23 protein-coding genes are annotated in these 22,360 nt (G+C 61.6%); 12 read left to right on the plus strand and 11 right to left on the minus strand.

What is annotated here, in order from left to right; genetic code table 11:
* Window positions 1-57 precede the first annotated feature (57 nt).
* The 4 genes from ACOYQJ_RS12270 to ACOYQJ_RS12285 all read right to left on the minus strand — a co-directional run bounded on the left by ACOYQJ_RS12270 (window position 58) and on the right by ACOYQJ_RS12285 (window position 2,198).
* Window positions 58-243 carry a twin-arginine translocation pathway signal protein gene (locus ACOYQJ_RS12270; protein ID WP_422906315.1) on the minus strand — a complete coding sequence of 62 codons (186 nt, stop codon included), beginning with the start codon at window positions 241-243 and terminating at the stop codon, window positions 58-60.
* Window positions 244-374: 131 nt separating this feature from the next.
* A complete protein-coding gene (locus ACOYQJ_RS12275) occupies window positions 375-983 on the minus strand; it encodes a TorD/DmsD family molecular chaperone (RefSeq protein ID WP_422906316.1) in 609 nt (202 codons plus the stop codon).
* A 17-nt stretch (window positions 984-1,000) separates the two neighbouring features.
* Window positions 1,001-1,606, minus strand: coding sequence for a DUF3306 domain-containing protein (locus ACOYQJ_RS12280; RefSeq protein ID WP_422906317.1), 606 nt, complete (start codon window positions 1,604-1,606; stop codon window positions 1,001-1,003).
* A gap of 55 nt (window positions 1,607-1,661) precedes the next feature.
* Window positions 1,662-2,198, minus strand: coding sequence for a DUF3305 domain-containing protein (locus ACOYQJ_RS12285; protein WP_422906482.1), 537 nt, complete (start codon window positions 2,196-2,198; stop codon window positions 1,662-1,664).
* 191 nt (window positions 2,199-2,389) lie between these two features.
* On the opposite strand from ACOYQJ_RS12285, the gene ACOYQJ_RS12290 reads away from it, so the two are divergent.
* Entirely contained in the window at window positions 2,390-4,339 is a 1,950-nt protein-coding gene (locus tag ACOYQJ_RS12290) for a 4Fe-4S binding protein (protein WP_422906318.1), read from the plus strand.
* A gap of 8 nt (window positions 4,340-4,347) precedes the next feature.
* Here the strand turns inward: ACOYQJ_RS12290 and ACOYQJ_RS12295 are convergent, their stop codons facing one another.
* Window positions 4,348-5,094: a hypothetical protein gene (locus ACOYQJ_RS12295; protein WP_422906319.1), complete on the minus strand. Its 747-nt coding sequence runs from the start codon at window positions 5,092-5,094 to the stop codon at window positions 4,348-4,350.
* A gap of 57 nt (window positions 5,095-5,151) precedes the next feature.
* Between ACOYQJ_RS12295 and ACOYQJ_RS12300 the strand changes: the two genes are divergently transcribed.
* The 8 genes from ACOYQJ_RS12300 to ACOYQJ_RS12335 all read left to right on the plus strand — a co-directional run bounded on the left by ACOYQJ_RS12300 (window position 5,152) and on the right by ACOYQJ_RS12335 (window position 11,229).
* Window positions 5,152-5,343, plus strand: a complete 192-nt coding sequence (locus tag ACOYQJ_RS12300) for a DUF6494 family protein (protein WP_422906320.1) — start codon at window positions 5,152-5,154, stop codon at window positions 5,341-5,343.
* A 3-nt stretch (window positions 5,344-5,346) separates the two neighbouring features.
* On the plus strand, window positions 5,347-6,405 hold the full coding sequence (locus tag ACOYQJ_RS12305; protein WP_422906321.1) for an Mrp/NBP35 family ATP-binding protein: 1,059 nt from the start codon (window positions 5,347-5,349) through the stop codon (window positions 6,403-6,405).
* 3 nt (window positions 6,406-6,408) lie between these two features.
* Complete coding sequence (locus ACOYQJ_RS12310; protein ID WP_422906322.1) at window positions 6,409-7,131, plus strand: biotin/lipoate--protein ligase family protein; 723 nt, start codon at window positions 6,409-6,411, stop codon at window positions 7,129-7,131.
* Window positions 7,128-7,607, plus strand: coding sequence for a DUF6505 family protein (locus ACOYQJ_RS12315; RefSeq protein ID WP_422906323.1), 480 nt, complete (start codon window positions 7,128-7,130; stop codon window positions 7,605-7,607). Before ACOYQJ_RS12310 ends, ACOYQJ_RS12315 begins: the two co-directional genes overlap by 4 nt.
* A gap of 210 nt (window positions 7,608-7,817) precedes the next feature.
* Complete coding sequence (locus ACOYQJ_RS12320) at window positions 7,818-8,633, plus strand: ABC transporter substrate-binding protein (RefSeq protein ID WP_422906324.1); 816 nt, start codon at window positions 7,818-7,820, stop codon at window positions 8,631-8,633.
* Window positions 8,634-8,755: 122 nt separating this feature from the next.
* Window positions 8,756-9,565 (plus strand): amino acid ABC transporter permease, encoded by an 810-nt coding sequence (locus tag ACOYQJ_RS12325; protein ID WP_422906325.1) that lies wholly within the window; start codon window positions 8,756-8,758, stop codon window positions 9,563-9,565.
* Complete coding sequence (locus ACOYQJ_RS12330; RefSeq protein ID WP_422906326.1) at window positions 9,565-10,293, plus strand: amino acid ABC transporter ATP-binding protein; 729 nt, start codon at window positions 9,565-9,567, stop codon at window positions 10,291-10,293. Before ACOYQJ_RS12325 ends, ACOYQJ_RS12330 begins: the two co-directional genes overlap by 1 nt.
* An 81-nt stretch (window positions 10,294-10,374) precedes the next feature.
* A complete protein-coding gene (locus ACOYQJ_RS12335; protein ID WP_422906327.1) occupies window positions 10,375-11,229 on the plus strand; it encodes a substrate-binding domain-containing protein in 855 nt (284 codons plus the stop codon).
* A 5-nt stretch (window positions 11,230-11,234) separates the two neighbouring features.
* Here ACOYQJ_RS12335 and ACOYQJ_RS12340 read toward each other — a convergent pair whose 3' ends face one another.
* The 3 genes from ACOYQJ_RS12340 to ACOYQJ_RS12350 are packed head-to-tail and all read right to left on the minus strand — an operon-like array spanning window position 11,235 to window position 13,602.
* A complete protein-coding gene (locus tag ACOYQJ_RS12340) occupies window positions 11,235-12,086 on the minus strand; it encodes an ABC transporter substrate-binding protein (protein WP_422906328.1) in 852 nt (283 codons plus the stop codon).
* A 27-nt stretch (window positions 12,087-12,113) separates the two neighbouring features.
* Window positions 12,114-12,884 carry an ATP-binding cassette domain-containing protein gene (locus tag ACOYQJ_RS12345; protein ID WP_422906329.1) on the minus strand — a complete coding sequence of 257 codons (771 nt, stop codon included), beginning with the start codon at window positions 12,882-12,884 and terminating at the stop codon, window positions 12,114-12,116.
* Between the two features lie 10 nt (window positions 12,885-12,894).
* Window positions 12,895-13,602, minus strand: a complete 708-nt coding sequence (locus tag ACOYQJ_RS12350; protein WP_422906330.1) for an ABC transporter permease — start codon at window positions 13,600-13,602, stop codon at window positions 12,895-12,897.
* A gap of 193 nt (window positions 13,603-13,795) precedes the next feature.
* On the opposite strand from ACOYQJ_RS12350, the gene ACOYQJ_RS12355 reads away from it, so the two are divergent.
* From ACOYQJ_RS12355 to ACOYQJ_RS12365, 3 genes are read left to right on the plus strand one after another with little or no spacing between them, the layout of a single operon-like run.
* Window positions 13,796-16,015 carry an SH3 domain-containing protein gene (locus tag ACOYQJ_RS12355; protein WP_422906331.1) on the plus strand — a complete coding sequence of 740 codons (2,220 nt, stop codon included), beginning with the start codon at window positions 13,796-13,798 and terminating at the stop codon, window positions 16,013-16,015.
* A gap of 33 nt (window positions 16,016-16,048) precedes the next feature.
* Window positions 16,049-18,451 (plus strand): DUF4384 domain-containing protein, encoded by a 2,403-nt coding sequence (locus ACOYQJ_RS12360; protein ID WP_422906332.1) that lies wholly within the window; start codon window positions 16,049-16,051, stop codon window positions 18,449-18,451.
* A gap of 12 nt (window positions 18,452-18,463) precedes the next feature.
* The gene (locus ACOYQJ_RS12365; RefSeq protein ID WP_422906333.1) at window positions 18,464-19,204 is read left to right on the plus strand and encodes an OmpA family protein; all 741 of its coding nucleotides are present in this window, start codon (window positions 18,464-18,466) and stop codon (window positions 19,202-19,204) included.
* Between the two features lie 374 nt (window positions 19,205-19,578).
* On the opposite strand, the gene ACOYQJ_RS12370 is transcribed toward ACOYQJ_RS12365, so the two are convergent.
* From ACOYQJ_RS12370 to ACOYQJ_RS12380, 3 genes are read right to left on the minus strand one after another with little or no spacing between them, the layout of a single operon-like run.
* Entirely contained in the window at window positions 19,579-20,979 is a 1,401-nt protein-coding gene (locus ACOYQJ_RS12370) for an FAD-binding oxidoreductase (protein WP_422906334.1), read from the minus strand.
* Window positions 20,976-21,770 (minus strand): DUF4198 domain-containing protein, encoded by a 795-nt coding sequence (locus tag ACOYQJ_RS12375; RefSeq protein ID WP_422906335.1) that lies wholly within the window; start codon window positions 21,768-21,770, stop codon window positions 20,976-20,978. The genes ACOYQJ_RS12370 and ACOYQJ_RS12375 overlap by 4 nt, the downstream gene beginning before the upstream one ends.
* Window positions 21,771-21,826: 56 nt before the next feature.
* A complete protein-coding gene (locus tag ACOYQJ_RS12380; RefSeq protein WP_422906336.1) occupies window positions 21,827-22,294 on the minus strand; it encodes an SRPBCC family protein in 468 nt (155 codons plus the stop codon).
* Between the last annotated feature and the right edge of the window lie 66 nt (window positions 22,295-22,360).

Below are 22,360 nucleotides of genomic sequence, written 5' to 3' on the forward strand. Positions count from 1 at the left end.
CAACGTCCGGACAGGCCGGGCGCCGCAGGCACGCGCAAAGCGTGCTGAAACATCACGCTAGAAGCGCGCCGATGCCAAATAAGCGCGGGTGTGCGCAGTGTCTTGCATCTTGTCCGAAGTCAGATCGGGCTCGGCCGCCTCGGCTGCCGTGCCGCCTGATGCCACGGCAACGGCTGCAATCGGCGCCGTGGTCGCAGCCACTTTCAGAAAGTCGCGGCGCGTGGCCCCTTCTTCCTTTTTCATGAGTGTCCTCCTCAAGAGTATTGGTCGCGCAAGAGTCCCAAACCGGTTGCCAGCGTGGGCCTGTGCTCCAATGGTTATGGGCAGTTGCCTGCCCCTTTGTGCCGAGCCCAAGGGCCCGGCGGCGAAAAACACTAGTCCGAACTCATCCGGAACGCCTCGGCCTCGATCTGCATGAAGAGCCGGCCAATCGTGCCCACAGGCGCATAAAAGACCGAGTTCTTCGCACCTTCGAGATCGGAATAGAAATGCGCGGCCCAAGGTCCGATGTGCTTGTTAAAAAAGTCTTTCTGCTGGCGCAGATTTGCAGGCCCGCCAAAGCGACCAACGATCATCGCGCCCATCATTTCCATCAGACTGGCGATATTGTCTTCGGGCTCGAACACATTTTCAGCCCGCGCAAGGCCGCGCGCCGTCATGTCGCGACGCAGCAGGGCAAGCGGCTTTTCATTCAGGAAACCCGTCAGATAATACGAGGCATAGGGCAACAGTTCCCCGCGCCCGAGACCGATGAACAGCCGGTTGTATTCACTTTCCGCGGTCTTCGGCTTGGTCATCCTGGCCAGCTTGGCGAGGGTGCCGATGGCCTGCCCCAACTCGCTGTCGTCGCCCTTCAGACTTGCGGACTGGGCAAGCAGCATCTCGTCCGGAGGCCCCGACAGGATCACGCCCAGATAGTTGTACAGATCCGCCCGTAAGCGGTCTTCGTCGGCAACCCGGGGCGTTTCGGCGGTGGCACTCATCTAGGCATTATCCTTGCTCAAGTCGTCGATGGATCATCGAAACGGAACCGCATGCGTCTGGACGAGACCGGCATTTCCGCAGGCTCGTCCTCAAGATCATCGGGCGAATCGCCATCGCCCATCGCTTGTTCCACATGCTGTTCATCAGGTATTTCCGTCTCGTCCAGCGACTCTGGGTCCGCTTCGGGATCGACGGAGGCTTCTCCCATAACAGCTTCAACTTGCCGCGCTTTTTCGTCTGCGTCAAGGATATGGCTCAACATGCCCCTGCCCACCTGATAGGCCGTTTGCATGTTTTCGACGACCGTCGCAGCGTCCGTGTAGTCGCCGCCGTAATCGATCAGGCCGTCCAGATTGGCCAACTCGGGATTCAGCACCCAAAGCCTGCGCAACGCACGAGTCCTGAGGCGCGCCGGGACAGCGGAGGTCAGGAACAGCTTGATCTGATCGCTGTCCTGAACGTCTTCCGGCAAGGGCAGGTCCAGCTCGGCCAAAATCTCTTCATCCGGACGTTCGGCCTGTTTTGCCTCTTCTTCGGCGCGCGCCCGGGCCTCATCGGCAGAGCGTTCCGCCTGCTCTTCTGCCTCGACCGCGGCTTTCCTGCGTTCCCAAAAGCTGGTCAAGTCATGGCTCCGCAATCCTGGGCCAAACTCCGGCATGCATGTTTATCCAAACCGCTCATTGCAGCCGCCGTTTCTTCAAGGCAGGCGAGGCATAGACATCCGCCGCCTTGCCAATCCGCGGATCGCCAATGCCGTCCTCCTTGAGATCGACCCTCTGCTTGTCGCGTTTGCGTTTCACAAAGACCTCGTGCTCGTGGAACTCCTCCACAAAATCCCGGATCCATGCGATCAGGCCCGGCGGCATCGGTACCTTTTCAACGATCTCATCACCGCTGTCGGTGTGATCCTGCGCCTGATAAGGCGAGGCCGTGACCAGAAACATGTCCAGCGGGCAGTCGGCATCATCGCTTTCGCGCATCACAACAAAGATGCTTGGCACCTCGGCGGACAGCCCGCTCAAATAGGCTTCAGTCTCAGCCCCGTGCAATTCCAGCGTCAGGGTCGCCGCGTGGTATTCGTAAATTTCGCCCTCCTGGCGGAGCACCCGCCATTCAGCCGGCCCGGCGCCCGGCAGCACAGCCACCGCGCGCCATGCGTATTTCGCCCAGCGGGTCACGCCCGGGCTGCGCCGAAGAACGATGCCCAAGGGAATGGTCCGATACATGGCCGGATTATGGATCACGCCGCGCGCACCTCGATAAACTGGATTTTTGTCAGAACTGCCGACACTGTTGGTCATACACTGGTTTGAGTTTAGGGCGTTGAGCAGCGGGCGGCATAGGACTTTGGTCGTATTGCGGTCGGCGGCGAATGACGTCCCGCTTGCGGCGAAATGGGGGCTCTATGACCAAACGCATCATCACCTGTAATTGCGAACAATCTCAAAGCATTGACACCCAAACCCTAAGCGAGTCCCTGGGGTTGGACGTGGCACGCCCCTGTCACGCGCTCTGCACGTCCGAGGCGAGCAAGGCGGCCGAGGAAATCGCCAAAGGAGACGTGATGATTTGCTGCGGCCAGGAAAGCCGCCTTTTCGAGTCGCTCGCCGAAGAACTTGGCGCCCCTTCCCCCGCATTCACAGATCTGCGGGATCGCGCTGGCTGGACCGCTGACACCGTCGACACCACCCCGAAAATGGCTGCGCTTTTGGCCGAAGCCTTGCTGCCTGCGGCCCCCATAAAGGCGCTGGATGTGATCAGCGAAGGGCTGTGCCTGATCCTTGGCGCGCCAGAGGTGGCTCTGGCCGCAGCCGAGCAATTGAAAGATTTTCTCGGCGTCACGGTACTGCTCGAAAACGCGGGTGATCCGCCGATGCATCGCGGATTTGACGTGGTGGTTGGCCGTCTGCGTGGCGCAACCGGGGCGTTGGGCGGCTTTGACGTCCGCATCGACGCGCTGCAAATGCTGGATCCCGGCGGGCGTGGCGGCTTTTCCCTGACAGAGCCGCGCGACGGTGGGCGCTCGGGCTGTGACATCCTGCTTGATCTGCGCGGCGGGGCGCCGCTGTTCGCGGCACATGAAAAGCGCGAGGGGTATTTGCGTGCTGATCCCGGCAATCCGGGCGCCTTGTCTGCGGCGATCCTAGCGGCCTCGCATCTGGTCGGCACTTTCGAAAAGCCGCTTTACGTCAAGACCGAAGAAACCCTTTGCGCCCATTCCCGGGCCGAGCAGATCGGCTGTACCCGCTGCCTTGACCTGTGCCCCACCGGAGCGATCACGCCCGCCGGGGATTTCGTAACTGTCGATCCGATGATCTGCGCGGGTTGCGGCGCCTGTTCAGCGGCTTGCCCATCCGGCGCGATCGTCTATGACGCGCCGCCGGTGGACCTGACGTTTCGCCGCGTGCAGACACTGGCCAAGGCCTATCTGGACGCAGGCGGGATGGCCCCGCGCCTGTTGGTGGTGAGCGCCCACGGTTCCGAAATGATACGCCTTTCCGCGCGATTTGGCCGGGGCCTTCCGGCCGATGTGATCCCGCTTGAGGTCGACGCCATGAACGGCTTTGGCCATGCCGAAATCGTCGCCGCACTGGCGGCCGGGTTCGCATCGGTCGCGCTGGTGCCGTCGCCCGGAACTGACCGCGATGCGCTGGCAACGCAGGTCGCCCTTGCCAGCGCCATCGGCGGCGTGGCGCGCGTGCGCGTCCTCGACACCTCGGATCCGGACGCAATGTCGGATACGCTTTATGCCGATGTCGCCCCCGCGCCCGTGGCCCAGCCCGTGCGCCCGATGGGCACGCGGCGCCAGATCACCCGCCAAGCCGCCCGCGCCCTGCATCCGGGAACCGAGGCGCTGGCCCTGCCCGATGGCGCCCCTTACGGCGCGGTCCTGGTTGACACCGAAGCCTGCACTTTGTGCCTGTCTTGCGTGTCACTTTGCCCCTCGGGCGCGCTTGGCGACAATCCGGACCTGCCACAACTGCGATTTCAAGAGGACGCCTGCCTGCAATGCGGCCTTTGTGCCAACGTCTGCCCCGAGGACGCCATCACCTACGAGCCGCGCCTGAACCTGACGGATGCGGCGCTGTCGCAAGTGATCCTGAACGAGGAAGAACCTTTTGCCTGCATCGAATGCGGGACACTATTCGGGGTGAAATCGACGATTGAAAAGATCACCGAAAAGCTTTCCAGCCATTCGATGTTCGCAGGCTCGGACAAGCTGCGGATGATTCAGATGTGCGACAATTGCCGGGTGAACGCGCAGTTTCATTCGGACGACAGCCCCTTCAAAGGCGCCGACCGCCCCAAGGTGCGCACGACCGAGGATTATCTCTCCAAGCGCCGCGATCACTGAGTTCAGGACTATTGGCTTTGAATGGGTGCCCCAAGATCCGCGGCCGGAAGGCCCTGTACATAGGCCAGGATCGCCTCGACCTCGTCCAGCGTCATCTCGATCGGGTGGATCGGCGACGGGCGGTCTTCGGGGAACGGGGCCGAGACATCCGTGATCAGCGTAAACGACGGATGCGGGTTGAGGACATAGAACGCCTCGAACCGATCAGCCCAATCGGGAAAGGCCCGCAGCACCATGAAGCTGGGGGTCGAACCGATCGAGTTGAAGCGGTCTTCGGGGCGCACGACATGGCACCGGCCGCATTTGACACGCGAGGATTTCAACCCAAGATCGGCGTCGCCGTCCATCGCCACCTGAACCGCCTCAACGGCTTTGGGCTGCGGCAGGGTGAACAGCTGCGCGCCATCGGGGGCAAAGCTGGTCACCGTGTTGCGCCCCACTTCGGACGTCAGCCAATCGGCAAAACGCTGTGTGGCCTTGTGCCCCTCGGACAGCACCTGCATATGCCAGACCTGCCCCGCCCCTTCGAACAATGGGCGCCCGCTGTCGCCCAGCGCCATATCCGCCGGATCGCCCGGCGCCACGGTCTGGACCTTGACTTGTGTCTTGAGGGAAAAGCGCGGAAGGATATGTTTCAGCAAACCCGACTGCTGCAGCGCCTGCGGCGCAGCCAGCCGGACCAAACGATCTTCTTGCGCCTGCACCAATGTGGGCAGGAGCAAAATCAGAAATAACGTGATCCAGCGTGTCAGCATTTGCCCAAGGTAAGACCCGCCCGCGCCCCGGATCAAGAAAAACCGAAAGGAAAGATCATGAGCGACGATTTCAACATGTCCATGCGCAAATTTCTCAAACAGGTGGGCGTGACCTCTCAGCAGGCCATCGAAGAGGCGCTGCGCGGCGCCGAAGCCTCGGGAAAAACCTATAAGGTCAAAGCGGTTGTCACCATCGAAGAGCTGGGCATGACACATGAGGTCACCGGCGAAATCAAAGGGCAGGAGTAACCCTTGGCCCTTTCTCGCGACGACGTTCTGAACATCCTGAAATCGATCAATGATCCGGCGGGCGGCGACATCGTCAGCTCGGGGCTGATGCGCGCTCTGAACGTGGGCGACGATGGCGCGGTGCGCTTTGTCATGGAGCTTGCCCACCCCTCGCCAGCTTATGATGCGGTCAAATCCGAAGCCGAGACCCGCCTGAAAGCGGCTGGTGCGCCGATGGTCTCCATCGTCATGACAGCCCATCAGGACAAGGCGCCGCCACAGCTCAAACCCGCCAAACCGGCCGAACCAAGCGGCCCGCAGAAGATCCCCGGCGTTGATCGGATCATTGCCATTGCCTCGGGCAAGGGCGGCGTCGGCAAAAGCACGGTTTCGGCCAATCTGGCCTGCGCGCTGGCACAGCAGGGACGGCGCGTCGGCTTGCTCGATGCGGATGTCTATGGCCCCTCCCAGCCGCGTATGCTTGGCGTTTCCGGGCGCCCGGCCAGCCCCGATGGCAAGACCATCCTGCCGCTGCGCAACCACGGCGTCACGATGATGTCGATCGGCTTGATGACCAACGAAGGTCAGGCCGTGGTCTGGCGCGGCCCGATGCTGATGGGCGCGTTGCAGCAAATGTTGATGCAGGTGCAATGGGGCGCGTTGGACGTGCTGATCGTCGATCTGCCCCCCGGCACCGGCGACGTGCAGATGACCCTTGCCCAAAAGGCCGAGATCACCGGCGCGGTGGTGGTCAGCACACCGCAGGACGTGGCGCTTCTGGATGCGCGCAAGGGCATCGACATGTTCCAGCAACTCAAGGTTCCGATCCTTGGCATGATCGAGAACATGAGCACGCATATCTGCTCGAACTGTGGCTTTGAAGAGCACGTTTTTGGCCATGGCGGCGTTGCGACCGAGGCGGCCAAGCTGGGCGTGCCCCTGCTGGCGGAAATCCCGCTGCATCTGGACATCCGGCTTGCTGCGGACGGCGGCGCACCGATCGTGGTCAGCGCTCCGGACAGCGCACAGGCCAAGGCGTTTCAGGACGTCGCCGCACGGCTGATCGCGGATGGGAATGCCTGAGCGATGAACGATCTGGAGCGACAAGAGGCCCCCACCTTCCCCCCGCTGATGTCGGGGGAAGAGGTCACAGGCCAGCAAGACCCATTTGAGATCGCCTGCCTGCGCGCCACCACGGGCTGCGACGCGGGGCTGGTGCTGTACCGACTGGATGCCAACAGTCTTGAGGCCGCACTAGTCTTTGCGCCCGAAGTGCCCTTGGCCGAGGCCATGGCCATGCTGCCGCTCTGCGGGGTCGGGTTCCAAAACGCGCTTGGCGCGCTTGCCCCGCCCGAGGTGGCGGTGCATCTGGAATGGAACGGCGCCCTGCGCATCAATGGCGCGCGCTGCGGACGTCTGCGGGCCTGCGCGTCAAACGATGACCCGGCTGCAGTCCCGGATTGGCTGGTGATCGCGCTCAGTGTTCCGCTGATCCCGACGCATGACGACCCGGGTCTGACCCCGGACGAAACCTCGCTTTTTGCCGAGGGCTGCGCAGATGTCGCCGCCCCGCGCCTGCTTGAAGCCTGGGCGCGGCACACGCTGAACTGGATCACCCGTTGGGAAACCGAAGGCCCGCAAAGCCTGCACGCCGAATGGCGCGGTCTGGCGCATGACATGGGCGAAGAGATCACCCAAAGCGGGCGTTCCGGCACCTTCCTGGGAGTGGACGAAGCCTTTGGCATCCTGATCCGCGACGACAAGACCACCCATCTGATCCCCCTGACCGAGATGCTGGAGACCCCATGAAACTCGCCCGCGCGATCCATTTTGACGAATCCGACACCCGCGTCTACGCCTCGCCTGCCCGCACCGGCGAATGGTGCATCCCCGGCGGCTTTGAATTCTCGGACTGGGGCGAAGGCGATCTGACCGGCAAGGCCCGGCAGGCCTTTGCCAACGGCTGGTTCGGGTTGGAAACCGGTGGTCGCGTGACCTTTGTCGCCGTGACCCAAATCGAAGAGGCCGAGGCCGAAACGCTTGCCCGGATCCTGGCGCAGCACTTCGTCACCTACTACGGCGCTCCGTCGCCCGAGGCCGCCATGCCCGTGGCCCGCGACGAGCTGACCCACATGGCCGAGCTGTGCGAAGATCACGCTCCCAACACCTTGCTGACCGTCGCCCGCGAGCTGACCGAATCCGGCGTGCGCGAGGCCTTCCGCGTGATCGAAGCTCAGGACGCCGGGCTGGAGCAGTTCGCCATCCACGGATCGCTGGACGACTAAGACTTTGCGGAAAACATATGACGCACCAATGATCGCCAGTATCCTCAGAACGTGAAGCGAGGCAGTGTTTCGGCGATTCAAGTTTTTCGAAACGCCATTGGTAAAGCGCGGCCGGATATATCTGCGCATGATCTCATCCACCCAAAGGCTCTGGACAAGCGCAGCGCAGGCGGCAACTCTGTAACCAAACATCAGACAGGGAACGTTCACATGAAACTCTGGATCACCACCGCCCTCGCGCTTGGCCTTGCCAGCGCCGCCGCCGCTCAGAATGACTGTGCCGCGGGCAAGACGATCACCGATGGAACGCTGACAGTCGCTACCGGCAACCCGGCATATTACCCTTGGGTGATGGACGACAATCCAGAAAGCAAAGCCGGGTTCGAGGCCGCCGTCGCCTATGCTGTCGCCAATGAAATGGGCTTTGCCGATGAACAGGTGACATGGGTGCGCACCTCCTTCGACCAGTCCATCCAGCCCGGTGCCAAGGATTTCGACATCAACCTCCAGCAATTCTCGATTACCGAGGATCGCGAGAAGATGGTCGATTTTTCTGACCCCTATTACAGCTCGGCCATGGCCGTCCTGACCACCCAAAAGGTTGTCGACGCTGGTGCGACGGCAACGGCGGACAGCCTGAAAACCCTGATCTGGGGGGCCGATGCCAATACAACTGCCGTTCCCATGCTGGGCGCGCTGATCCAGCCCGACAAGGACCCGATGCTTTACGGCGACAACGCCGATGTCACCGCCGCGCTTCAGGCGGGCCAGATCGACGCCGCCCTTTTTGATCTTCCAACAGCCCTCTACCTGTCCGGCGTCGTGGTCGAAGGCGGCACGCTTCTGGGCCAGTTTCCGGCCGAGCGCACCGACAATCCCGACCAATTCGGCATCCTGATGGAAGAGGACAGCGCGCTGAAACCTTGCGTCAACGCAGCCCTGGCCGCCCTGAAAGACAGCGGGAAACTGGCGGCGATCGAGGCCGAGTGGCTACAAGAGGCCACCTCGGTCCCGATGATCGAATAACCACCGCCCGGCGCATTCGTGTTTCTTTGGGCCAAAAATACCTCGGGGGGGCGTGCCAGCGGCACGCGGGGGCAGCGCCCCCATCCTGCCTCGCTTTGAAATAGGCCGCCATGACCGCCCAAATGACCCGCCGCCAAACCTTCGAAGCGCAGCAACGCCGACGCGCCACACTTGTCGCGGCCGGCTCGACTGCTGCCGTGGTCCTCGCGTTGATCGTGCTGATCCCCCTCGCTCCAGGCTGGGAGGCGGTCAAACGCAGCTTTTTCAACGTCGAGGTTTTTGCCAAAACCTTCCCTGGCCTGCTGCAAGCCTTCCTCATGGATATCGCCATCTTCGCGTGGTGCGCGCCGCTTATCGCTGCGGCGGGTCTGATCGTTGCGCTCATGCGCGACATCCGCTCACCCGCGCTCTACCCGGTTCGGCTGCTGGCCATCCTCTACACCGACATCTTTCGCGGCCTTCCGGTAATTCTCGTGATCTATCTCATCGGCTTTGGCGTGCCCGGGCTTGGCCTGCCTCGTCCGTGGAACTCACCTTACCTTTGGGGGTCTTTGGCGCTGATCCTTGTCTATGCTGCCTATGTCGCCGAGGTCATCCGCTCGGGCATTGAATCCATCCACGACAGCCAGCGCTCCGCCGCATTGTCTCTGGGCCTGTCGCAGGGAGACACCATGCGCTTTGTCATCCTGCCCCAAGCGTTGCGCCGCGTGGTCCCGGCCAACATGAACCTCTTTGTTGCGCTGCAAAAGGACGTGGCGCTGCTGTCTTTCATCGGCCCGGTCGAGATTTTCCGGCAGGCCGGTGTCTACAAATCCCTCATGGCCAATTTCACACCCTACGTGGGCGCCGCGATGATCTTTCTCGCCATCACAATCCCGGCCACCCGCTACGCCGACCACCTGATGAACAAACAAGCCAAGGCACGATCCTGATGGCGCGGCTGGACCTGCAGAACATCCAGAAAAGCTTTGGCAAAACCAAAGTCCTGCAAGGCATCGACCTGACGGTTGAGCCGGGGCAGATGATCTGCCTGATTGGCGCCTCGGGGTCGGGCAAATCTACCCTGCTGCGCTGCATGAACCTGCTCGAGCCCATCGACGACGGGCGCATTCTGCTGGGCGGCGACGATATCTCGGAACCGGGCCGCGATCCGCAACCGGTGCGTCAGCGCATCGGCATGGTCTTTCAAAGTTACAACCTGTTCCCGCATATGACCGCCGCTGAAAACGTCATGCTGGCGCCGCGCCGGATCAAGGGCCTGTCCCGCGCCGACCTGCAAACGCCCGTGACCGCCCTGTTTGACCGCTTCGGCCTTGCGGACCGCATGGCGCATTACCCCGATCAACTCTCGGGCGGACAACAACAGCGCGTCGCCATTGTCCGCGCACTCGCCATGAACCCCGAGATCATGTTGTTTGACGAAATCACTTCGGCGCTTGATCCGGAATTGGTGGCCGAAGTGCTCGACGTGCTGCGCAGCCTGCGCGATGAGGGCATGACCATGGTGCTGGCCACCCACGAGATGGGTTTTGCCCGCGAACTTGCCGACAAGGTCTGTTTTCTCGATCAGGGCAGTATTTGCGAAGAAGGCCCGCCCGAACAAATCTTCGGCGCCCCGCGCAAGGACCGCACCAAAGCCTTTCTTTCGCGTGTGCTTTAATTCCCCCTCGCGCGGATAAGCCGGCTGCAACATCGGTCATTGCGATTGCCAAACCGCCCTTCACATCCGTAGAACCAACTCATGACCGCTGAACAGCCCGCATTCCTGACCACCAAAGAAGTCGCCGAGCTTTTGCGCGTGAAAGAACGCAAGGTCTATGACCTCGCAGGCGAAGGTGAAATTCCCCATCGCCGCATTACCGGGAAACTGCTGTTTCCACGGACCGAGCTTTTGGCCTGGATCGAAGGCCGTTCGCAGGCCCGCCCGGCAGTTCTTGCTGGCTCGCACGATCCGTTGCTAGACTGGGCCGTGCGCGAAAGCGAATGCGGACTGGCGCTGTTGACTGGCGGCAGTTTGGACGGTGTCGAACGTTTTGCCGCCCATGAAGCCGCGCTTGCCGGGATGCACATCCCCGAAGAAAACGGTTGGAACGTGGCCACGGTATCGGCGCTGCGTCTTTCTGAATGCGTGCTGATCCATTGGGCGATGCGGACGCGCGGGCTGATCCTGTCCCCCGATTTGGCCAATCAGGTCAGCGATCTTGGCGATCTGCGCGGCCGCAAGCTCGCCCTGCGCCAAGCGGCAGCGGGCACGGCACGGTTGTGGGACCATTTGCTGCAACAGGCTGGGTTGAAAGAGGCGGATTTCACGATCGCCGGGGTCGCCCGATCTGAAAGCGATGCGGCCATGATGGTCGCCGAAGGCACAGCCGAGGCTGCGCTTGGTCTCGAAGCCATGGCGCGGCAATTCGGCTGCGCGTTTCTGCCCCTGACGCAGGAAAGCTTCGATCTGCTGATCGACCGCCGCAGCTATTTCACGGACCCGGTCCAGCGCCTTCTGACCTATGCCCGCAGCACGTCACTGATGGAAAAGGCCGCAGCCATGGGCGGCTACGACCTTAGTGATCTAGGATCCGTGCGCTGGGTCTCAGCCTAGGGCGTTTATCCCGCCGCCCCCTTGCCGTCTGCGCCTTTTGCATTGGGGAAGAACAGCTGCTGACCACCGACCTTGTAACCAGCGATGGCCGCCTGCCCTTCTTCCGACAGCACCCAGTCCACGAAAGTCTGGCCGAGCTCGGACTTCACGTTGGGATGCTTTTCAGCGTTCACCAGAATGATGCCGTATTGGTTGAACATCTTGTCGTCACCTTCGACAGCGATCTGATAATTCCCCTTGTTGCCAAACGAAATCCAGGTTGCCCGGTCGGTCATGATATACGCGCCCATTCCGGTGCCCGTGTTCAGCGTTGCTCCCATGCCTGAACCGGTCTCGCGGTACCAGCCGCCCGAGGCTGCCTTGATATCCACGTTGGTCTGCCCCCAAAGCCGCAGTTCGGCCTTGTTGGTGCCGCTGTCATCCCCGCGCGAGGCAAAGGGCGCCTTTGCAGCCGCAATTTTTTCCAGCGCCGCCACGACATCGCTCATGCCAGCCACGCCGGCCGGATCATCCGCAGGGCCGACGATGACAAAATCGTTGTACATCACGTCAAACCGCTTCACCCCGTCGCCCGCTGCCACGAACTTTTCTTCGGCGGGTTTGGCATGGACGAACAGGACGTCGCCGTCACCATTGGCGGCGTTCTTGATCGCCTGACCGGTGCCAACAGCAACCACGCGCACTTCTATCCCGGTTTTGTCCTTAAACATCGGCAGGATGTAATCGAACAGTCCCGAATTCTGTGTCGAAGTCGTCGATTGCACAACGATGAAATTGTCCTCGGCGGCAGCGCACTGGGCCAGTCCAAGGACGGAAGCCGCGGCAAGGCCAAGGGCAAGAAAATGACGTCTGATCATAAGGTTTTCCCGTCGTTCGATGTGAGTTCAGAAAGGTAATGCGCGCCCGTTGGGAAACATCAATCGCCCTTCGGTCCAGGCTCTCAGGGCCTCGGACCGGGGGCAATCCAGCAGCGTGGCAAGCGGGCCGACCTCGGCCACCTTGCCCGCCTGCAAAAAGATCAGGTCGTCCCCCACGCGGCGGGCCTGACCGGCGTCATGGGTGACCATGAGGGTTGCGATGCCCGCGCCATGCGCTTCGGCCAGCATCTGCTCGACCGCATAGGTCGAGGCTGGGTCAAGGCTGGCGGTCGGCTCATCCAGCAGCAAGAGCCGGGGCCGCCCAACCAGCGCCAAAGCCAGCGCAAGACGTTGCTGTTCGCCCCCCGACAGAACCCGGGCGGGGCTACGCGCAAGGCTGGTCAGGCGGGCCCGGTGCAACGCCTCTTCGGCACGCGCAGCGCGCTCGGCGCGCCGCACGCCCCGTGCCTTGAGAGCAAAGCGCACATTGGCCAGCACCGAACGGCGCAGCAACACCGGGCGCTGAAACACCATGGCCTGTTGAGGGCAGGCCTGCCGCAGGGGGCGTCCGCACCAGAGTACCTGGCCGCTGTTCGGGGCAATAAGTCCGTGCAAAAGCCGCAAAAGCAAGCTTTTGCCGGCGCCATTGGGGCCAAGGATCACCGTCCGGCTTCCGGCCCGCACGCTCAGGTCCATGCCATCCAGCAGGGACCGGCCGCCCGCCGAAAAGGACAGCGCCCGCGTCTCCAACAACACCGGTGCGAGGCTGGGTTCGGCCACCGGCGCGGCCTGTAACATGTGGCACCCGTCATGCATAGGCGGCCCTCAGCGCTGCGCCGCGCAGCCCCATGACCGCCGCGTTTACCGCCACGGCAAGGCTCAGCAAAACCACGCCCAGCGCCAGCGCCAGTTCAAGGTTCCCCTTTGAGGTTTCCAGCGCGATGGTTGTCGTCATCACCCGGGTGACATGGTTGATGTTGCCGCCAACGATGATCACGGCGCCCACCTCGGCCACTGCCCGACCAAAGCCCGCCAGCGCCACCGTCAAAAGGCTATAACGCGCGTCCCAAAGCAGCGCCGCGATGCGATCCGCGGCCCCCACCCCGAGCGAGGCAAAATGTTCGGCGTATTCGCCATAAAGATCCTCGGTCACTTGCCGGGTCAGCGCGGCCACGATGGGCATGACCAGAATGACCTGCGCGATGATCATGGCTGCAGGCGTGTATAGCAGGCTCAAGACCCCCAAAGGCCCCGATGCCGAAAGTGTCAGGTAGACACAAAGCCCCACTACGACGGGCGGAAGCCCCATCAGCGAATTCAGCATGACATTCAGCGCCGTACGCCCGGCAAAGCGCGTCGCCCCCGCCACCGCGCCCAAAGGCAGGCCGATCAGGCAGGCGATGGCAACCGCGCTGAGGGTCACGCGCAGCGACAGGGCGATGATCTCCCACAGGTCGTGATCGCCCTGAAGGATCAGCCCAAGCGCCGCTGCCAGTGTCGCTCCGAAATCTTGCATTTTGCGCGCTTTCCTTCCCCGCCGGGAAAATATGCATAAAAATGCAGGCCTGTCCAGCGTGGTGCCTTGATTTTACACGAAAAGGACATGGTCCCGCCCAAGGGGTCGGGTTTTCCTTCGTTGACAGGACGGGGGGGCAGACACGATCATGAAGATGACTTTACGTAAGAACTTTTTTATTCGGGGAATTATCATGCGTATTTTGACGGCATTGGCTTTGAGCGCCGCCTCACTGACCCAAACGGCTCCGGCACATGCGCAGGAATTCGTCGGCTTTGATCGCGGCAGTTTTGGCCGCGTGGTTCTGAACAGAAAGCAGGCGGCCATCGCCGGCGATCAGGATATGGATTTCGAGCTTGCGGTTGGCCAGTACAACAACGAGTCCATTCAGAACTATTCGCCCCAAAGCGTCTTTGCCCGGATCGGGCATTCCGTCGGGCGGCTCGATATCCTGACGGACGCGGGTATTTTCCCTTGCACCGCCTTTATCGTTTCGGACAAACATATCCTGACCAACTACCACTGTGTGCCGGGCATTCTGGACAATGCGCAGGCCAAGGCGACCCGCATCGACGCGGTGCAGTTCGTGGCGGGCTACACCCAGCAAGGCGTCGAGGATGGCACCAAGACCTTTGTCGTCTCGCCAACTCCGGTCGAGGCCTACAAGGATCTGGATTATGCGGTTCTGGAGGTTCTGGGCGATCCCAGCGCCGAATATGGCGTTCTGGCCCTGTCCGACAGGCTGCCCGAGGACGGCGATCCCTATTGGGTGATCGGCCACCCGATGGGCGAGGCGCAGCGCATCAGCCGCGAAAAGTGCCGCGCCAACCGCCCGGCCCTGTCCAACCACCAACTGCTGCACACCTGCGACACGCTGCCGGGGAACTCTGGCTCTCCGGTGATTGACGCATCGCTTCAGATGGTGGTGGGGCTGCACCACGCCGGGTCCAAGCGGGATTCTGTGAACTTCGCCATTCCCATGCGCGAGATTCTGGCACGGTCCGAGGTTCTTGAGGCGGCTCTGGCCCCCAGTCTGGGCGGGATTATCAATGATGCGGGCACGGATACCGGCGAGCCCACGGACGGCGAAACGCCCCCGCCCATGGTGAACGAAAACGCCATGTGCGACTCGCTTTACAAAGAGGCGAAGGAACTTGGCCAGTGCTTTGCCTATTCCGCCTATCTGACCCAATGCGAAGGCCATCCTTACGCGATCTTTGCCCAAGGCTATGTCAACAGCCAATGCGGAAGCGAACCCGTGGACCCCGGCGAAGACGTTGTGACCGCACCTCCGCCGCCGCCGGTCTATACACCTCAACCTGCCCCTGTACTGTTGCGCCCTTGGTGCGGCAGTTCCAACCTGAACGCGACCGAGGCCGCGATCTGCAGCGATTCCTATCTGGCGGGTCTCGATGCCGAGATGGAAAGCGCCTACCATTCACAGAACGGGCGCAGCTCTGCCTCGCAGCAAAAGCAGTGGCTGACCGGCACGCGCAACGCTTGCGGCGGCAATGGATCGTGCATCTCGCGAGTGATCATTGACCGGATCGCCTATCTGAAGTCCGCGGCACCCGCGCAGCCCGAAACCGGAACTGGCGCCCCGCAGGTTGTGCGCGGCAACTACACCTTGGGCAGTTCAAGCTGCTATATCGTGACGGCCTCGCGCACATCGCTTGCCGAAGCGCAAAGCTTTATCCGGCAGTGGTTGTCGGGGCGCAACGGCGTGCGGATCTTTGAATCTTCCAACGGCTATTATGGCATCGTGGTCGAGACCGTTTCCAAATCCCGCTCGGACGCGCGGCTGAACCAGTTGAAGTCTCAAGGCGCCATTCCTGGCGATTCCTATTGTTCCACCGGCAGCCGCTTTGTTGCCGAGGTGATCTATGGTCGGGCGTCGGGCGGCACGCCGACCCCGCTTCCGAGCCTGACCACCATGTATGTCGACAATAATTCCGACAACTCATTGAACGTACGCACCGGTCCTTCGACCGACTACCAGCGCTTTGCAGAGATCCCTACTGGCGCGCAGGTTCAGGTGATCAGTCGTTCGGGAAAATGGTCAAACGTGATCATTCCGGACGGGCGCAAGGGTTGGGTCTACAGCCCGCTTTTGACCTCGAACAAGCCTACGGCGCAGCGTGTTTGCACGGGCCGGGTGATCAATTTGAGACCGATCAGCGCCTACAACAGCGCGACGGGCGCGGGCTTTCTTGCGGTACGGGACCAACCCAGCGCACGCAGCGGCCGCAAAATCTCTGAACTTTATCTGGGCGATCAGGTCCGCGTGCTGTCGCAAAGCGGCAGTTGGGCACAGGTCAAATGCACCTCGGGGCGCTGCACCAACCCCTATGCGGGTCGCGGCGGCGTGACTGGCTGGTCGTCCAAGAAATACCTTTCCATCAGTTGCAGATAATTGCCCGATATTACGGGTCGAGGGAGAAGATTTATGAGCACCAAGGATATTTTGACCGCGGCGGTTCTGGCCTTTGCTGGCTGGAGCGCACAGGCAAACGCCCACGACGCGATGCCCCTGCCAAGCGATGCAACCGAGATGGAAAAGGCCGCCTATTCGATGCTGGAAAAGCACTGCGCGCGTTGCCACCAGGAAGGCGCATTGAAGGAAGGTCTGCCAAAGGCCAAATCGGGCTTTGGCCATGTGCTGGACATCCGCCGCCTTGCCCATGACACCAAATTCGTCATCCAAGGCCAGCCCACCGGGTCCAAGCTGTATGACGTGATCGGCGAATACAGCTTCCCGTCGATGCCGGATGATTGCACCGCCTCGGATTGCTTCCCGACGCAGGCAGAAATGCAGACGATCTCGACTTGGATCACCGAATTGGCCAATCAAGCCCCGCCAGCGCGGGAATTCGTGCCAATTTCCAAGATGTTCGAACTGGCGCAATTGGATCTACAGGCCCAGCCCACCAATCGGCGGTCGCAAATCCGCTATCTGTCGCTGCGCCCCTTGCACAACGACGCTGATGTAACCGAGGACAACCTCACGGGCTACACCGCAGCCGCCGTCAAACTGGTCAATGCACTGTCGTGGAACCCGACGCCTTACAAGTTCGAAAAGGTCGATGACTACGGCATCCTGATGCGCATCTACCTGCCCGAAATCAACTGGTCGCCAGAAAAATGGCACCTGCTCGAGGCGCAATATCCCTACGCCGTCCAAAGCGAGACTGATCCCTATCTGACCCAGCTTCAGCATATGTCGGGAACCAGCGTGCCGATCATCCGCGCCGATTGGTTTGCCTCCACCGCGCCCGTTTCGCCCCTGTATTACGACCTTCTTGGCCTGCCCGACTCCGTGGCGGGGCTTGAGGATCTGCTGAACCTCGACATGATCGGCAACATCCAAAGCGGACAGGTCGTGCGGGCCGGGTTCCAGAACTCCGGCGTGTCAACCAACAACCGCCTGATCGAACGCCACCCGCTGAACACCGGCTTTTTCTGGACCTCCTATGACTTTGCCGGATCGAAGGGCAAGCAAAGCTTTTTCGAAAACCCGCTTGGCCCGGTCGGCGCATTCGAGAACACGGGATATGGCAATGAACATGCTTTCCTGCATGACGGTGGCGAGTCGATCTTCACCCTGCCGAACGGCTTTCACGCCTATTATCTGAACACCTCGGCCGGAGTACGGCTGGACGTTGGCCCCACCTCGATTGTGCGCGATGACGATTATTCCGATGGCACCGGCGAAGTGGTGAACGGCATTTCCTGCATGTCCTGCCATTCCAAAGGCATCCGCCTGAACGAAGACCGTGTGCGCGATGTGGCGATGAACGATTTCTCCCTGCCGACCGAGGCGCGTCAGGTCATTGACCAGATTTACCCTGGTCAGGACGAGGTGGCCAAGTATCTTGCCGCCGACACGCAGCAGTTCTTTGGCGCCATGGCCTCGGCCGGGCTGGAACCAGAGATTACCGCAGGCGGGCTTGAACCGGTGCGCGGGTTGTTTGTCTACCACGTCGACCGCTTTATCAATTTTGCTCAGGCGGCGAATGAACTGGGCCTGACCGAAGAAACCCTGCGCCAGCGGGTCGCCTTTGTCGGCCATGATCTGGCCAGCTTGATCATGCGGCTGGATCAATCCCCCATCGCGCGGGATGAATGGTCCGCGTCTTATCCCGCGATCCTTGAAAAGGTGACGGAATATCGCCCGATCGTGCCGCAGCATCGCGTCGCGGCGGACCTCAGCCATTCGGTGCAGAAGGTTCTGGCGCAGACCGACTATGCCCCGCCCCCGCCGCCTGCACACAAACCTGTCGCTCCGGCGCCCGTCCCCACCAGTTATGACGACGCGGTCAAGGCCCCGGATTACGCGCCGACACAGCACAGCGCTCCGGCGCAAAGCCACCTGACTGTCTACACCGACAAGCCGAGTTACAAGGTGGGTGAAGGTCTGAAGATCATCGTCGAGCCGCGCCACGATTGCCGCCTGACCCTGATCAACATCGACGATCAGAAACGGTCCTGCGTGTTGTATCCGCATCCTGCCTTGCCGGACGAGGTGATCCCCGGCGGCTCGCAATATGTCTTCCCGCCGCGCGGTTCGCTCAAGACGCAGTATGTCGGGGTCGAGACCATTCTGGCGATCTGCAACGGCGGCTCTGAAGCCATCGCCAAGGAAACCCGCGACACCAGCCGGGTGTCTTGCGATGTCTCGCAAAACGAAAGCGGCGAGGCGACGTACAAGGACGTGGTGAACGAAGTTCTGGCGCTGGATCTTGGATCCGACGACAAGGCAACGCTCAGCGGCGCGACCTACCGGGCCGTTTCGACGCATAACCCCGCCGTGGCCAAGGCACAGATTTCAGCCCATGTGACGGATTACTGAGGAGAGATGAAAATGCTTCGCAAGACATTGATCTTTGGGATCTTTTGTATCGGATTGCCAATCGCGGCCCCGGCGCAGGAAGGCGAAATTTTCATCCCCGGCGCAAATAACAGTGACACTGCACCGCCTCCGGCTCCGCAAAGTGCTTTGGCGGCCTGCCTTGCCGCGCCGGATGCAGCCAATTGCGCAGCGGTCAATCTTGACCCAAGCGGCATGGCTTTTGAATCGGCAACCGGAGACCCCTCGGTTCAGTTTGAAACACTGGTGCTGGATCTGGACGACGGCAAGGTGCAGGCCCGGCCGGAACCGCCAGCCAAAGCCCCCGACTACACGGCTGCCGCCCCCGCACTTACCCACGGGAAAGTGGCTCTGCCCTCGGTCGCGGTGACGATTGAGTTCGACTATGACAGCGCCTCGATTCGCGCTGACCAGATCGGCAAGGTGGCAAGCCTGATCGGCGCGTTGCAGGACCCTGCGCTGAAGGGCGCGGCCTATGCAGTGATCGGCCATACGGATGCTGTCGGCTCGGAAGGCTACAACTGCGATCTGTCGCGCCGCCGCGCGGCTTCGGTCACATCGGCACTGACCGGAGGATATGTGACCCTGCCGCTTTACCCGGTGGGCTTCGGGGAACATGTGCTCAAGAACACCTATGATCCGCGGGCACCTGAAAACCGGCGCGTGACGTTCATGCGCCTGCCCGCGCAATACGACAATGTACTGGCCACCGCCGGGGCAGTCTGCCGCTACTAAAGCGTTGGCCAAAGAGGTTTGCGCCGTGCCTGCGCGCATCGCCCGGGATGGGGGATTATGCCGGTTGCGGGATGAAAGGCGCTTTTACCGCGCTATGAAAAGCTCGCGCGCACGGATAGCATTTCTTGCAATCTGATCTGTTCCTGCTGAACTCCGTTCAAAGCGATTGATCGTCGATCAAAGCGAGCGTTGGTCGCGTCGTCAATCACAGGAACCGTGGCCGCGATATCAATCCGCGTGGCCACTGTGTGTTTGATATGCAGTACCTGCAAGTACGCGGTTGGGCGCATTTGGAACGGTGGGGCGGCGCCTTTGCTCTCGAATTTGACACCAGCCTTTGCAGCATTGTCGGCTCAAGTCTTAACCGAAACGCCCTAGGGGATAACTTTTCCGGGGTTCAGAATTCCCTTGGGGTCTAGCGCCGCCTTGATCCCGCGCATGACGTCAAGGGCCACCGGGTCTTTGAACCGCGCCATGGCGGACCGTTTGGACAGCCCGATCCCGTGCTCTGCCGAAAACGAGCCGCCCAGCGACAAGGCCACTTCTTCGACGGCTTCCATGATCTCGTCGCGCGAGACTTCGGCGCGGCCGAGCCAGACAGCGTAATGCACGTTGCCGTCGCCAAGGTGCGCCACCACCACAGGGGTCGCTTCCGCGTCCAATTCAGCCATTTTTGCGTCTGCCAGCATCAGAAAGGTGGACACCTTGTCCAGCGGCAGTGCCACATCGCAGATCACCGCCGGTCGCCGAGTGCTGACTTCGGCTGCAGCTTCGCGCCGTGCCCAAAATTCACGGCGTTGCGCCTCGGACTGGGCGACCACCGCATCCAGAACGCTGCCTTCTTCAAGCATGTCGCCCAGAACATCTTCGAGATAGCACGCCACGGGCACCTGCCCGTCCGGGTCCGGCTGAACGTCGCGCGGGGCGGTGGCACCCAGTTCGATCAGGATGTTCACGTCATAGGCATCGTCGAAGGGCGCCCGGACTTCGGGGTGAAGCGATGCGAATTCTTCGATATAGCGCCGGGGCATGAATTCAAAGGCTTCAACCTGCCCGCCCGTCGCCTCTTGCATGCGGTTGAGCAGGATCAGCGCACCGTCGAGCGTGTCGACCGCCACCATTGCCGTGGCATAGGCGCGGGGGGCCGGAACCAGCTTGACCACCGCCGCGGTGATCACCCCCAGAACGCCTTCGCAACCGATCATAAGGTTGCGCAGGTTCAAACCGGTGTTGTCCTTGTGCAGCTCTGTCATCAGGTCCATCACCCGGCCATCGGCCAGCACCACCTCGATGCCCAGCACCAGATCGCGGGTATTGCCATAGCGCAGCACGTTCGAGCCGCCGGCATTTGTCGCCAGGATCCCGCCAATCGTGCAAGACCCCTTGGCTCCGAAGGTCATCGGAAAGCTGAGGCCCTCGGCCTCGGCGGCGGCATGCAGGTTCGACAGGATCACCCCCGCTTCGACCACGGCCAACCGCGCATCGGAGCGAACTTCGCGCACCTTGTTCATCCGGTCCAGCGAGAGCATGATCGACGCTTCGGCCGCAGTTCCGCCGGACAGTCCGGTGTTGCCGCCCACGGGCACCACCGGAACGCCAGCCGCATGGGCCGCGCGCAGCACCGCCACCACGCCGTCACGATCCGAAGGACGCGCAACGCACAAAGGGGTCCAGGAGTAGGCGCCGATCCAGTCGCGCGTCCAAGGGGCCATGTCTTCGCCGGTCAGAACGAGATCGTCGCCCAAGGCGCCGCGCAAAGTGTCGACTATCGTCATTCAGGTACTCCAAAAGTCAGCGACGCCCAAAGGCTTTCCCAGGCTGGATCGGTGTCGGCCTCGGGCGTCATTTCCCGCATCACCACATGATCGGCCAGATAAAAATGTCCGGGCTCGACCTCTAGAAGCGCGCGGCCCGTGTCGTCGGTGCGGTATTGGCGGACCTCGACCGATCCATCAGGCGCGCGATCGAACAATTCGACCTGCATGTTCGCCTGTGCCTTGCCCTGATACAGCGCGCGCACAGGAAACCCGCCCGAGACATCGTCGATATAAGGGTTGGCCAGCGCCACCAGTTCAACCTCCAGACCGATCTCTCGGTCGGAGCCTGCACCTTCGCCGATGGCGATCAGGCTTTTGGCGTGGCGGGAATACTGCTCGCGCACCTTTTCTTGTGAAAAACCCCTGTCCAGATGCGCCTGAAGGACCCATTCAAAATCCTTGTGAGTGCAGAAATTCACGAATTTCTCCCACTCGGTATAGGTCAGTTTGTAATCCTTGGTGACATGCACGACCACGGCCAGCCCTTCGCCGGGTACGGCCATGTTCAGCGCAGGCTTGTCCCCACCGCGCCCCTCAACGGGCAGGGTCTGGTCTCCCAGCACGATATCAAAGCGGCTAAAATTCGGAGGGATATAAGAATAGGCGGGGCCTTTCAAATCCTGTCCAACCCGAATATCGGCCATAAGCGGCGCGCCGGGCACCACCTGCGTGGACAGGGGATCGATCCAGAATTCATGGGCTTGGCCGGGCGCGGCCCAAAGTAACAAGGCCATCAACAGGCGTTTCATGAGCATTCTCCTTTTGCCCAGAGATAGCGCTATACATAGCGCTTTCACGCCTCTTCTCAGGCCGAGTTCTTCAGTTTCAACTCAAGATCCTTGGCATAGCCTGCCATCTTCTTGCGAAATCGTTTGTCGATGCCGCCCTTGGCCAGCTTCAAGGACTGAACCAACAGCCGCGCCGACAGCGTCTTGGGCTTCAGTTCGGTCACCATGTTGATCCTTGTGCGGCTGCGCGACAGGGCCACGACCTCGACCCGGGTTTCCGCCTCGAGCCCGCCTGACACGGTATCAAAAACCATCTGCTCGGGTACGGTATAGTCGACCAGCGTCACCTGCGCCTGGCGGCTCTTTCCGCGAAAGGTAAAGCCTGTGGCCCACCCCATGCCCGCCGCCGGGACATCCTCGCCATCGGTCCGCTTGACGTCGATGCCACGACGCATGACTTGCCGTTCAATCGCCTCGAAATCCGAAAGCTCTGCGAAGACCCGCTCGACCGGGGCCTCAATATCTTCGCTTGCCGTCAACTGCATCTATCGCGCCTTTGGTTGTTGATTTTTCTGGCTATTGGCCTCGGGTGCGGAGCCTACAGAAAATAT

Source organism: Pacificoceanicola algae, assembly GCF_049341065.1.
Lineage (GTDB): Bacteria > Pseudomonadota > Alphaproteobacteria > Rhodobacterales > Rhodobacteraceae > Pacificoceanicola.

What these genes read in the sequence shown, in the direction of transcription:
- ACOYQJ_RS12270 (WP_422906315.1), bottom strand. Translation starts at nt 243, where the DNA reads ATGAAAAAGGAAGAAGGGGCCACGCGCCGCGACTTTCTGAAAGTGGCT.
- ACOYQJ_RS12275 (WP_422906316.1), bottom strand. Translation starts at nt 983, where the DNA reads ATGAGTGCCACCGCCGAAACGCCCCGGGTTGCCGACGAAGACCGCTTA.
- ACOYQJ_RS12290 (WP_422906318.1), top strand. Translation starts at nt 2,390, where the DNA reads ATGACCAAACGCATCATCACCTGTAATTGCGAACAATCTCAAAGCATT.
- ACOYQJ_RS12295 (WP_422906319.1), bottom strand. Translation starts at nt 5,094, where the DNA reads ATGCTGACACGCTGGATCACGTTATTTCTGATTTTGCTCCTGCCCACA.
- ACOYQJ_RS12300 (WP_422906320.1), top strand. Translation starts at nt 5,152, where the DNA reads ATGAGCGACGATTTCAACATGTCCATGCGCAAATTTCTCAAACAGGTG.
- ACOYQJ_RS12310 (WP_422906322.1), top strand. Translation starts at nt 6,409, where the DNA reads ATGAACGATCTGGAGCGACAAGAGGCCCCCACCTTCCCCCCGCTGATG.
- ACOYQJ_RS12315 (WP_422906323.1), top strand. Translation starts at nt 7,128, where the DNA reads ATGAAACTCGCCCGCGCGATCCATTTTGACGAATCCGACACCCGCGTC.
- ACOYQJ_RS12320 (WP_422906324.1), top strand. Translation starts at nt 7,818, where the DNA reads ATGAAACTCTGGATCACCACCGCCCTCGCGCTTGGCCTTGCCAGCGCC.
- ACOYQJ_RS12325 (WP_422906325.1), top strand. Translation starts at nt 8,756, where the DNA reads ATGACCCGCCGCCAAACCTTCGAAGCGCAGCAACGCCGACGCGCCACA.
- ACOYQJ_RS12330 (WP_422906326.1), top strand. Translation starts at nt 9,565, where the DNA reads ATGGCGCGGCTGGACCTGCAGAACATCCAGAAAAGCTTTGGCAAAACC.
- ACOYQJ_RS12335 (WP_422906327.1), top strand. Translation starts at nt 10,375, where the DNA reads ATGACCGCTGAACAGCCCGCATTCCTGACCACCAAAGAAGTCGCCGAG.
- ACOYQJ_RS12340 (WP_422906328.1), bottom strand. Translation starts at nt 12,086, where the DNA reads ATGATCAGACGTCATTTTCTTGCCCTTGGCCTTGCCGCGGCTTCCGTC.
- ACOYQJ_RS12345 (WP_422906329.1), bottom strand. Translation starts at nt 12,884, where the DNA reads ATGTTACAGGCCGCGCCGGTGGCCGAACCCAGCCTCGCACCGGTGTTG.
- ACOYQJ_RS12350 (WP_422906330.1), bottom strand. Translation starts at nt 13,602, where the DNA reads ATGCAAGATTTCGGAGCGACACTGGCAGCGGCGCTTGGGCTGATCCTT.
- ACOYQJ_RS12355 (WP_422906331.1), top strand. Translation starts at nt 13,796, where the DNA reads ATGCGTATTTTGACGGCATTGGCTTTGAGCGCCGCCTCACTGACCCAA.
- ACOYQJ_RS12360 (WP_422906332.1), top strand. Translation starts at nt 16,049, where the DNA reads ATGAGCACCAAGGATATTTTGACCGCGGCGGTTCTGGCCTTTGCTGGC.
- ACOYQJ_RS12365 (WP_422906333.1), top strand. Translation starts at nt 18,464, where the DNA reads ATGCTTCGCAAGACATTGATCTTTGGGATCTTTTGTATCGGATTGCCA.
- ACOYQJ_RS12370 (WP_422906334.1), bottom strand. Translation starts at nt 20,979, where the DNA reads ATGACGATAGTCGACACTTTGCGCGGCGCCTTGGGCGACGATCTCGTT.
- ACOYQJ_RS12375 (WP_422906335.1), bottom strand. Translation starts at nt 21,770, where the DNA reads ATGAAACGCCTGTTGATGGCCTTGTTACTTTGGGCCGCGCCCGGCCAA.
- ACOYQJ_RS12380 (WP_422906336.1), bottom strand. Translation starts at nt 22,294, where the DNA reads ATGCAGTTGACGGCAAGCGAAGATATTGAGGCCCCGGTCGAGCGGGTC.